We start from the raw sequence: 10,835 nt of genomic DNA on the forward strand, positions 1-10,835 counted from the left end.
CGAGCCGGCGGATATGCAGAGGCTGGGCTTTATTTACCGCGGCGTCGGCCGGGGCTACGGCCCCAATGCTGTCAACAACCCGGGTTCTTGCGGCTGAGGCCGGCCCATGCCCATCTACGTCGGGGTGGACATCGTGGAAATCGATCGCGTCGAGCGCGCCCTGGTGCGTTTCGGTGAGCGATTTCTGCAGAGGGTGTACACGGAAGAGGAGCGCCGGCGCTATGCCGGCGCTCCGGCAGAACTGGCCGCCCGCTTCGCCGGCAAAGAGGCCGTCTCCAAGGTGCTGGGCACGGGCTTCGCCGGCGTCTCCTGGCGCGAAATTGAAATCCTCAACGACACACGCGGCAAGCCCATAGTGCGTCTGCTGGGCCGGGCCGAGGCGCGCGCCGCCCAGCTCGGCATCCAGCAGGTGGAGATCAGCCTCTCCCACAGCCGCGCCTACGCGGTCGCCTTTGCGGTGGGGTACGACCGCTAAAGCTCCTCAGCCTCCGGCTCCTCCGCCGGCAACCCGCCCACCAGCGTCGGCCCCAGGACCCGGCAGATCTGCCCCCACTCCTCCAAAGAGACGGTCTCGGCGCGCCGGCGGGGATCCATGCCGGCGGCGCTCAGCGCCTGCTCCACGGCCTCCGGCGCCACGCCTAAGCCGTGGGCCAGCGTGTTGCGCAACTGCTTGCGCGGGGCCGAAAAGCCGGCCTTCACCACGCGGAAAAAGAGCCGCGTATCCGGCACGGAAACCGCCGGCTGAGGCCATACATCCACCCGCAGGATCGCCGAATCCACATTAGGGACGGGATAGAAGGCGTGTCGGGAAATGTGCCCCATCAGCCGCGGCCGGCCGTAAAAATGCACGCTCACTGCCAACAGGCTCCATTTCTCCCTGGAAAGGATGCGCGCCGCCACTTCCTTCTGCATGGTCAGCACCAACATAGTGGGGCGGGGCTGGGCTTCCAACAGATGCCGCAGGATGGCAGAGGTGATGTAGTAGGGGATATTTCCGACCACCTTGTAGGGTGCGGTGAAATACTCCGCCGGTCGGAGCCGCAGGATGTCGCCGGCCACAATCTGCAGATGCGGGTGGGAACCCAGGCGTTCCTGGAGGACAGCGACCAACTGCGCATCCAGCTCCACCGCCACCACCCGGCCGGCATGTTCCAGCAGGCGCTCCGTGAGAGTGCCGATGCCGGCGCCGATCTCCAGCACGTCGTCCGCCGGCGTGACCTCCGCCGCTTGCACCACCCGTTCCAGAGCGCGCGGGTCAATCATGAAATTCTGCCCCAACTGTTTTTTCGGCGCAATGCCGTAGCGGCGCAGGAGCTGTTTCGGGGTCTCCGCATCCGGGGAACCGCTCATTTTCTCTCCACGGGCCAGTTCGGGAGCACCCAGCGGATTTTGCTGGGCGGCGGTGGCGGCGCCAGCAGATACACGTCCACCCACTTGTACCAGTACGTGATATTCCCCTCATCGTAACCCAGGTCTATGCGCCGGCCCTTGATAGCCCCACCCGTATCGGCGGCTATTCCCTTACCGTATCCCGGCACATACACCTCGGTGCGGAGGGGAATGACGCTGGGATCCACGGCTACAATGCCGGCGCGCATCTGCCATCCCAAGAACGTGATGCCGTACTCCGGATGGTCCGGGGCCTTGCCCGACGTGGCGGCCGTGTATGAGGTGGCCAGCATGCGGATGCGCCGCCAGTAGTAGATTGTCCCATCGGGTGTTTCCAGCTCGCGGATGACAATTTTGGTGCCGTAGCGGATAATCTTGTCCGTCGGCTCGCGCTCCACCCACTCATCTTCCAGGTTGCGGGCCACCTCCTGACCATCTTCATACAGGACCCGCACCCGCCGGCGGAGCAGACCCTCTGCGCCGGCCTGCTGAAGCTCCTGCTGATCCAGCTCCAGGTTGCTGTCAGGCTCCCAGCGCGTCTCAAACGGGATCGTCTCCTCCTCGACCAGCACTTCCTCGCGCACGCGGGTGACCCGCACGACCATGTCCGCGGTCACCGGCGTGTCCTCCGCCGGCTCCACGCGGTCCTGCCCCACCAGGGCAATGCCGAGTTCCGAGAGAAGCTCCCCCACCGAGACCGCCTGGGAGCGCGTGCGGATGTGTCGGCCGTCCACCAGGATTTCCACCGGTTGAGAGCGCTGGATGTAGACGTTGAGGCCGGCCTGCAGTGGGGTGGAGAGGTCTGGGCTGACCCGGTCGCCGGCGTACAGCAAAATGCCGTGCTCCCACAACGCCTGCCCCACCGTGGCGGCGGTCGAATACAGGACGCCGGCGACTGGTCCATCATGCAGGGTAAAGGGCCTGGCGCGGCGGATGGAGATGCGTACGGGCTTCGGTGTGGGGAAGAGGATGCGTTGACGGCGCAGAGACTGCTTCGGGGGTGAAGAGGATCCCCCCTGGCCGGCGCTTCCCTCCGTCAGCGCGGCATCGGCACCGACAGGTTGGTCATCGAGGAAAATCTGGTCATGGGGGCCCAGGGAGACGCCGGCTTCCGCCAACAGTACGTCCAGCCGGCTGGCATGGCTTTCCAGCTCCAGGACCTGTCCGTCCACCTCGACGAGAAAGGGACGCGCGCGAAAGACACGGATGGTGGTGCCGGCAGAAATGGGGGTTGTCGGCGGGGGCACCACGATATCATGTGCGCCCAGCCGCAGTCCCACCTCCTGCAGAAGCTCCCCGACGCGCCCCGCATAGGTCTGGACGACCAGCGGGTGTTGGTCCACGATGAGCAGTGTCTGGACGCCGGCCTGAGGGGAGAGCGCCCCCCCCAACACGGCGAGAAGTCCAATGGCTACGAATGAAAGCGCGCTGAGAGTTCGAAGGTTCCGGCCGGCAAGGCCGGCGATTCGACCCAGCGGACTCCAACGCATTGGGAAATTCAACGCCCGTCACATCCCTCTGCTGAAATGTGGGTCTCACTCAGTAAAAGGGAAAATATTACGGATCATCCGTGCAAAACAATGCCAAGATTGTACAGAAGATGTTCGGGCTGTCAAATTCAGCCGGCGCTAGAGATTGCGGCCGGCGACGGGCGTCCCACAGACCGGGCATTTCCCCTCTTTCAGCCGATACGCCAGCACCTGAAAGCCGTAGCGCTCGATCAGGCGGGCGCCGCACTGGTGACAGAACGTATCCTCCCCCTGGCCTGGGACGTTGCCCATATAGACATACCGCAGGCCGGCCTCTTTCCCGATGCGCACCGCCATCTCCAGCGTGGAGGCCGGCGTGGACGGCCGGTCGGTCAGCTTATACATGGGATGAAAACGACTGATATGCCAGGGGGTATCCGGTCCCAGCTCATCGCGAATGAACTCCGCGATCTCGCGCAGTTCGGCCGGGTCGTCGTTGGCACGCGGGATAATGAGCGTAGTCACCTCCACCCAGATACCCAGCCGCCTCATATGGCGCAGGGCATCCAGCACCGGCTGAAGCCGGGCGCCGCACATCTCGCGGTAGAATTCATCGCGGAAGGCCTTGAGGTCCACATTGGCCGCGTCGAGATAGGGATGAAAGTCGTCCAGCATCTCCGGGGTCATGTAGCCGTTCGTGACGTAGATATTGAGCAGGCCGGCGTCATGGGCCAGCACCGCTACGTCATACGCGTATTCCGAGAAGATGGTCGGCTCGGTATAGGTGTACGATATGCTGGAACAGCCGTAGCGCTTCGCATCGCGCATGATCTCTTCCGGCGACATCTGATGGCCCATGATGAGGTGCTGTTCGCGCGGCATCTGGGAGATATCGGCATTCTGGCAGAACAGACAGCGGAAATTGCACCCTGGCGTGGCAATGGAGAACGATGTGCTGCCCGGCGCCACATGGAACAGCGGCTTTTTCTCGATGGGGTCCACGTGCCGGGCGATGGTGCGGCCATAGACCAGGGTATACAGGGTACCGCCCTCGTTCTTGCGCACCTGGCAGATGCCCAGCTTGCCGTCGCTGATGACACAGCGGTGGGCACACAGATAGCACTGTACCTTCCCGTCCTCTCGCTTGTGGTACCAGCGCGCTTCCTTGGGGATCGGATTCTGTCCGTCCATTTTCGCCTCCCCCGCTTACTGCGCATTGCGGTCTGAACAGATGATACCACAGCCGACGCCCCAGGACAAGGGAATATGCAGGAGAATGTTGAAAGGGCACGTTGTCAGGAGCGCACGGGCTGGGTATAATAACTCACGTTCCGCACACGGCGTAGATGGCCGGCGCAATCGGCCCCATCGCCCTGATGGTCCACCAAACGGCGGGACAAACCGCCGGCATATAAATGCTCGCAAATTCCATTTCGCGGAGGCGTCATCATGCACTATGTCATGGGTATCGACGTTTCTACCACGGGTGCGAAGGCTCTGTTGGTCAACGAGGCAGGGGATGTGATCTGTGCGGTGAACACCCCATTGACTCTTTCCACCCCTCGACCGTTGTGGAGCGAGCAAGATCCAAAGGAGTGGTGGAGCGCGACGGTTTCGAGCATCGCCGGCGCGTTGGCACAGAGCGGCGTTCGGGCATCTGATGTCTTAGCCATCGGCCTGACCGGACAAATGCATGGCTTGACCTTACTGGACCGGGATGGAAACGTTCTGCGCCCCGCCATCCTGTGGAACGATCAGCGCACCGGCCGGCAATGCGACGAAATTCGCGCTCGGGTGGGAAAGTCTCGCCTGATTGCCATCACTGGCAACGATGCCTTGGCCGGCTTCACTGCCCCTAAAATCCTGTGGGTGCGGGAGAACGAGCCGGAAGTATATGCGCGCGTGCGCTATATTTTGCTCCCTAAGGATTACGTGCGCTATCGCCTGACGGGAACATTCGCCACCGACAAGGCGGACGCGGCGGGAACCCTGCTGTTGGACTTACAAACGCGAGCCTGGTCCGCAGACATCCTGGAAGCCCTCGAAATCCCCGCCGATTGGCTCCCCGAGACCTTTGAAGGTCCCCAGGTCACCGGCGTTGTGACGCCCGAGGCCGCCGGGCAGACGGGATTGCTCGCCGGCACGCCGGTGGTCGCCGGCGGCGGGGACCAATCGGCCCAGGCCGTGGGAGTCGGTGCCATCCGCCCGGGAGTGGTAGCCCTGACGTTGGGCACCTCCGGCGTGGTGTTCGTCAGCACGGAAGCCCCCGTCTATGAACCGGAGGGCCGTCTGCATGCTTTCTGCCATGCGGTGCCCGGGCGCTGGCATCTCATGGGGGTGATGCTTTCCGCCGCCGGCAGTCTCCGCTGGTACCACGACACTTTCGCGCCGGCCAGCGACTACGATGAACTGTTGGCCGCGGCCGCGGAGATCCCTGCCGGCTGTGAAGGGCTGTTCTTCCTTCCCTACCTTACGGGGGAGCGCACGCCGCATCCCGACCCCCTGGCCCGCGGCGCGTTCATCGGCCTGACCATTCGTCATGGATCGGCGCATATGACACGCGCCGTGCTGGAAGGGGTGGCGTTCGGACTGCGGGACATCTTTGAGCTGATCCGGCAGGTGGGTGTGGGCGCCATGGAAGAGGTGCGCGTTTCCGGCGGCGGCTCCCGCAGCCCGGTATGGCGGCAAATTCTGGCGGATGTGCTGGGGGTGGAATTGGTCACGGTCAACACGACCGAAGGGGCGGCATACGGCGCGGCTCTGCTGGCCGGCGTTGGCGCCGGCATATGGCCGGACGTCGAGGCCGCCTGCCGTGCTACCATCTCCGTGACCGGAAAGACGGCGGTAGATGCCGAACAGCATCAGCGGTACGGACGCTATTACCCGGCATACCGCCAGCTCTACCCCCTCCTCGCGCCCTGGTTCCATGCGCTGGAACATTGATCCATCGGGGGTATCGCGGCATGCATCACCATCCGCACCCTACCGCGATCCACGCGTTGCACTCCGGGGGCGAGTGCCGGCATGAAGCCCGGCGATCCTGTAGCACAGCAAGATAGGGCTGAGACAATCAGCCGGCGGGGGAGACCCGCCGGCTGATGCGTTCCCAAGGGACGGGCTAACTGTCCATCTCCAATGTCGGTAGGGGGCCCAGCTTTTCCGGATGCAGGGCCCGCATGCGGATCAAATAGGCCTCCAGCCACCCGCGCGCCTTGTCAGGATGCTCCGTGGCGTACAGCACCTTCTCATGGTCCAACGACTCAATACGATCGGCCGCGGCGCGCAGGGCATCCATGCAGTTGCGCAGGGCGACCTCCACGGGCATGCGCTCCGGGTTGATGTCAATGCCGAAATAGCCCTGGTAGCCGTACATTTTCAGCACATACAGCGCCGCCTCGGTCTGTTCGGGCGCGATGACGCCGACATTCAGGTCCTGGTCATAGTTGCCCATCGGCTGGCTGTTCCAATGGGTATGGAAGAGCCGGCCGTATTCCATGACCAGGCTGAAGGCATAGGGCAGGTCCTCGTAAGCCATCAACATATGGCCCACTTCCGGGTTCATGCCGACCAGCGCGTGCCCCTCGGCGAGCCGGCGGCGGTTCTCGGGATGGTTCAGCAACGCCTCCACTTTCTGGCCGAGCAGGATGCCCTCTGGCGTAGTGCCGTAGAGGATACGCCCGCGCGGTTCGTACGGCTTGGGTTCGAAGGCCACGCGCACGCCGGGCACCGCATCCATGGCCTGTGCCAACCCCTGGGCAAAGCGATCGCGCGCCCGGTAAAAATCTATGCCAAATGGATTTTCATACCCATCGATGCCAGGCCACACCACGGCAAAGTCGGTGTCCAGCTCCTTGTTCAGCTCAAAGGCGCGGATGGTGCGCTCCAAGGCGAACTTCCGCACCTCCGGGAGCGGCGAGGAGAGAGACCCCCACTCGAACGTCGCATCGTAAAACAAGAGGGGAATGACCGTGAGGATGCGGATGCCGGTGTCCCGAGCGAAACTCTTCCAGACCTCCAGATTGTCCTCGTTGATCTCATTGGGATAATGGGCTTCCATGGCGGAAAGGCCGGCGTCTTTCAGGCGAGCGGCGATCTCCAGGCACGCCGGAATATCCAGGGCAGGGGTATAACGCTCGTGGAAGCGTCCGCCGCCAGGGGAGAAATACCAGATGCCGGCGGAGAACTTCAGATCCAAGTGAAAGTCCTGCATGTGGCGGAGCAGATCTTCGGGTGATCTGCGCAGTGCTTGGGAGCGACAATCGCGGAAGGCCATCGGACAGCTCCTTTCTTCTAAAATTATCTGTTCAGTTATCAAACCAATATTACCACCGGAATGCGGCATTGCCAAGCCGGCCGCCAACTTTCGTCCGGGGAACGCTTCGTTGACCCCAACCCTATGAAGCGGCAATATCCATCGGCGAACCCGGCCGCTCCCCTTCAGAGGATTGCCAGAAACGGGCCGGCGGTGTATGATATGCACCAGGATATCTGGCATTGGAATATATGCGGGAGGCGCCATGGAATTCACACTGTATACACCCGTCAAACTCATCTTCGGCCGGCCCGTCGCCCAGGCACTGCCGGAAGCACTGGCAAAGCTGGGCGCACAGCGCATCTTGCTGGTCAGCGACGCCGGCCTGGAAAAGGCCGGCCTGGTGGATCAGGTCCGCCACATTTTGATCGAAGCCGGCTGTCAAGTGCAGGTGTTCACCGGGGTGCGCTCCAATCCCACGACGCTAGACGTCGAACGCGCCCTGGAAGCGGCCGAACGCTTCGGCGTAGAGGCATTCGTCGCCCTGGGCGGTGGGAGCGTCATTGACGTGGCCAAGGCGGCCGGCCTTCTGCTGGCCAACGGCGGCCGCTATCGGGATTACCAGTGGGAAGGCCGGCCCATCACCCGGCCGATCACCCCCCTGGTCGCTGTCCCCACCACCGCCGGCACCGGCAGTGAGATGACGCGCACTGCCGTCATCGAGGACGAGGAAACGCGCTTCAAAAAGGGCGTGGTCAGCCCGTATCTGTATGCCCGCGCCGCCGTGCTGGACCCTGCGCTCACCACGGGGCTTCCGCCGCGCCTGACCGCCGCCGTCGGCGCCGATGTGCTGGGCCATGCCATCGAGGCATACGTGGGCCGGCGCGCCAATCCCATCACCGACGCCCTGGCGGCGATGGCGATACAGCGGGCATGGCGGTACCTCCCCCGCGCCGTGCATGACGGCCGCGACCTGGAGGCCCGGAGCGAGATGCTGTTGGCGAGCGCGCTCGCCGGCTGGGCCTTTGACCAGAGCGGGCTGGGCATCGTCCATGCGCTGGCCGGCCCCCTGGCCGCCCGCTACGAACTGCACCACGGGCTGTGCATCGGCCTCCTGCTCCCGTACGGGCTGGCCTTTAACCTGCCGGCCCTGGGAGAGAAACGCGCCGGCCTGCTGGACCTGCTGGGCCTGCCGCGGGAGATGTCAGACGAACAGGTCGTGGAACTGGTGCGCGGCTGGCTGATCGGCCTGGGGATGCCCACCACCCTGCGGGAGCTGAACATCCCTTCGCCGGCGGCGGAGGAACTGCGCACGATGGCTGAGGAAGCGAGCCGAATGGCCATGCTGCCGAACAACCCCCGGCCGGCTTCCGCGGAGGACTGCCGGCACATCCTGGAACAAGTGGCTGGCACGCCGGCGTCATCAACATAGTGCAGGACGGGCATCTGCCCAGGAGAAGGCGGTAGCGATGCGATACATTGCCAGATGGTGCGCGCGTCTGGTCCTGGCCATCATGGTGGCCGCCGGCACGCTGGCTCTGCTGGCCTGGCTGGGGGGCATGCCGGAAACGCCCGGCCTGGCCCAGGAGCCGGCGCCGGCCTACGTGCCGGGCGAGATCATCGCCAAGCTCCGCACGCCGACCGTCAAGCGCGACGTGACGTCCATGCTGGCGGAGAAAGGCATCCAGCCCCTGCAGTCCATCCCTGACCTCGCCATTGCCCGACTGCGCGCGCCTGCCGGCCGGGAGCAGGAGCTGGCCCGCTGGCTGGTGGACAGCGGGCTGGCGGAATATGCCGCCCCGAACTACTACGCCTACGCCGCCGGCATCCCCAACGACCCGTACTGGTCCCTTCAGTGGAACATGACCCTTATCAACGCGCCGGCCGGCTGGGACATCATCACCGGCAGTGCCACCATCACCATCGCCGTGCTGGATACGGGAGTGGACCTCGACCACCCCGACCTGGCCGGCCGGCTGGCGGCTGGTTGGGATTATGTCAACAGCGACCCCTACCCTGACGACGATAACGGCCACGGCACGCACGTCGCCGGCATTATCGGCGCGCTGACCAATAACAGCATCGGCGTGGCCGGCGTGGACTGGCAGGCGCGGCTGATGCCCATCAAAGTGCTCAACGCCAGCGGCGTCGGGACATACTTCAACATCATTGACGGCATCCGCTACGCCGCCAACGTGGCGAAGGTCATCAACCTGAGTCTGGTGGGCTGGGAGGACTATCAGGGCCTGCACGATGCGGTCATCTATGCCGCTAACCGCGGTTGTCTGGTGGTCACGGCCGCCGGCAACTGCGGCGATGGGGGCGCCGGCTGTCCGGGGGTGAATCCCGTCGCCTATCCGGCCGCCTATGATGAGACCCTGGCGGTGGCCGCCGTCACCCGCCAGGAGGGACGCGCCGCATACTCGGAATATCATCCTTACATAGACCTGGCGGCGCCGGGCGGCGACGCCGGCAGTCCGGTCTGGTCCACTATGCCCAACGACTCCTACGGCGCCCGCTCCGGCACGTCTATGGCGGCGGCCCACGTCTCCGGCCTGGCCGGCCTGCTGTGGGCGCTGAACCCATCCTTCTCCGCCACCCAGGTCCAGCAGGTCATGCAGGACAGCGCCCGCAAAATCGGCCCATACGCCTATCTGGACGGCAGGAATGACTATTTCGGCTACGGCCTGATCGACGTCTCTGCCGCCCTGCGCTCCGCCGCGCCGGCGCTGGAAGTCCAGCCCGCCGGCCTCTCGTTCCTGGCCGGCGGAAACCGCCCCGCCCCTTCATCACGAGTTACCCTGCGCAACCCCAGCCCATATCTGCCGCTGGACTGGCAGGCGGCCATCATTCAGGGGGTGCCGTGGTTCCGGGTGCTTGGAAGCACCAGCGGCCGGCTGGGTCCTCGCGAAAGCATCACCCTGACGGTCCAGCCGGTGACGGCCAGCATGACACCGGGCATCTACCTGGGCACGCTGATGATCTCCAGCCCCACGCCGGCGGTGCAGAACTCCCCCCTCACCATCCCGCTCACCGCCACATACGTCGCCCAACTGCGCATGGCCTTTCTGCCGGCGCAGGCACTGAACGCCGGCGGCGCATACGGGTATGAATGGCTGGACGCCCGCACCGGCGGCATCGCCCTGACCTTACCGGACGACGGTTCTGCGGCGGTCAATCTGCCATTCGCCTTCCCCTTTTACGGTCGCAGTTACTCCCGTTTGTGGGTGTCCTCCAACGGCTACGTGAGCTTCGGCGCGGGATATGAGCCGGCGTCCAACAACACCTGCCTACCGAATTCGGCGCCGCCGAACAACGCCATATATGTCTTCTGGGACGACCTGGACCCATCGCTGATAGGGGGTGTGTTCGTCAAAGCGTTCGGGGAAGATACCTTTGTCATTGAGTGGTATCAGGTGCCGCACGCCGGCAAAAGCGGCGCCGGCGCCGGCCGCGAGACCTTCCAGATTGTCCTTCAGCGGGACGGCGGCATCAAACTCCAGTATCAGAGCATCGCCGATGCCGGTTCGGCGACCATTGGCGTGGAAAACGCCGGCGGCACGAATGGCGTCCAGCTCTGGTGCAACGGCGCCGGCCAGGCCCCTCGTGCGCCCGGCGTCTTCTGGCTGAAGCCGTAATTTCCCCCTATTCCCAATAAATGATCCAGACGCAGGCGCCGGCCAGCAGAACGGTAGAGGCCGCCATCACCAACCGCTGGGCCGGCG

Annotated in this window: 8 protein-coding genes; 4 read left to right on the forward strand and 4 right to left on the reverse strand. The window is 64.5% G+C overall.

Annotated elements, in window-relative coordinates; all coding sequences use genetic code 11:
• Nucleotides 1–106: 106 nt before the first annotated feature.
• Complete coding sequence (gene acpS / locus H5T60_06800) at nt 107–475, forward strand: holo-ACP synthase (GenBank protein ID MBC7242137.1); 369 nt, start codon at nt 107–109, stop codon at nt 473–475.
• On the opposite strand, the gene rsmA is transcribed toward acpS, so the two are convergent.
• The 3 genes from rsmA to amrS form a co-directional block, all read right to left on the reverse strand.
• Entirely contained in the window at nt 472–1,350 is an 879-nt protein-coding gene (gene rsmA / locus H5T60_06805; protein MBC7242138.1) for a ribosomal RNA small subunit methyltransferase A, read from the reverse strand. The two genes, acpS and rsmA, sit on opposite strands and share 4 nt — an antisense overlap.
• Entirely contained in the window at nt 1,347–2,783 is a 1,437-nt protein-coding gene (locus H5T60_06810; GenBank protein MBC7242139.1) for a DUF348 domain-containing protein, read from the reverse strand. The genes rsmA and H5T60_06810 overlap by 4 nt, the downstream gene beginning before the upstream one ends.
• Before the next feature lie 234 nt (nt 2,784–3,017).
• On the reverse strand, nt 3,018–4,049 hold the full coding sequence (amrS, locus tag H5T60_06815; protein ID MBC7242140.1) for an AmmeMemoRadiSam system radical SAM enzyme: 1,032 nt from the start codon (nt 4,047–4,049) through the stop codon (nt 3,018–3,020).
• Between the two features lie 258 nt (nt 4,050–4,307).
• Here amrS and xylB point away from each other — a divergent pair, with 258 nt between their 5' ends.
• On the forward strand, nt 4,308–5,801 hold the full coding sequence (gene xylB, locus H5T60_06820; protein MBC7242141.1) for a xylulokinase: 1,494 nt from the start codon (nt 4,308–4,310) through the stop codon (nt 5,799–5,801).
• 175 nt (nt 5,802–5,976) lie between these two features.
• On the opposite strand, the gene H5T60_06825 is transcribed toward xylB, so the two are convergent.
• Entirely contained in the window at nt 5,977–7,131 is a 1,155-nt protein-coding gene (locus H5T60_06825; protein MBC7242142.1) for a TIM barrel protein, read from the reverse strand.
• A 244-nt stretch (nt 7,132–7,375) separates the two neighbouring features.
• On the opposite strand from H5T60_06825, the gene H5T60_06830 reads away from it, so the two are divergent.
• Both H5T60_06830 and H5T60_06835 read left to right on the forward strand, forming a co-directional pair.
• Complete coding sequence (locus H5T60_06830; GenBank protein MBC7242143.1) at nt 7,376–8,542, forward strand: iron-containing alcohol dehydrogenase; 1,167 nt, start codon at nt 7,376–7,378, stop codon at nt 8,540–8,542.
• Between the two features lie 37 nt (nt 8,543–8,579).
• Nucleotides 8,580–10,748 (forward strand): peptidase S8, encoded by a 2,169-nt coding sequence (locus H5T60_06835; GenBank protein ID MBC7242144.1) that lies wholly within the window; start codon nt 8,580–8,582, stop codon nt 10,746–10,748.
• Nucleotides 10,749–10,835: the final 87 nt, after the last annotated feature.

It is taken from the genome of Anaerolineae bacterium (genome assembly GCA_014360855.1).
GTDB lineage: Bacteria > Chloroflexota > Anaerolineae > JACIWP01 > JACIWP01 > JACIWP01.

What these genes read in the sequence shown, in the direction of transcription:
- H5T60_06830 (MBC7242143.1), top strand. Translation starts at nt 7,376, where the DNA reads ATGGAATTCACACTGTATACACCCGTCAAACTCATCTTCGGCCGGCCC.
- acpS (MBC7242137.1), top strand. Translation starts at nt 107, where the DNA reads ATGCCCATCTACGTCGGGGTGGACATCGTGGAAATCGATCGCGTCGAG.
- amrS (MBC7242140.1), bottom strand. Translation starts at nt 4,049, where the DNA reads ATGGACGGACAGAATCCGATCCCCAAGGAAGCGCGCTGGTACCACAAG.
- xylB (MBC7242141.1), top strand. Translation starts at nt 4,308, where the DNA reads ATGCACTATGTCATGGGTATCGACGTTTCTACCACGGGTGCGAAGGCT.
- H5T60_06835 (MBC7242144.1), top strand. Translation starts at nt 8,580, where the DNA reads ATGCGATACATTGCCAGATGGTGCGCGCGTCTGGTCCTGGCCATCATG.
- rsmA (MBC7242138.1), bottom strand. Translation starts at nt 1,350, where the DNA reads ATGAGCGGTTCCCCGGATGCGGAGACCCCGAAACAGCTCCTGCGCCGC.
- H5T60_06825 (MBC7242142.1), bottom strand. Translation starts at nt 7,131, where the DNA reads ATGGCCTTCCGCGATTGTCGCTCCCAAGCACTGCGCAGATCACCCGAA.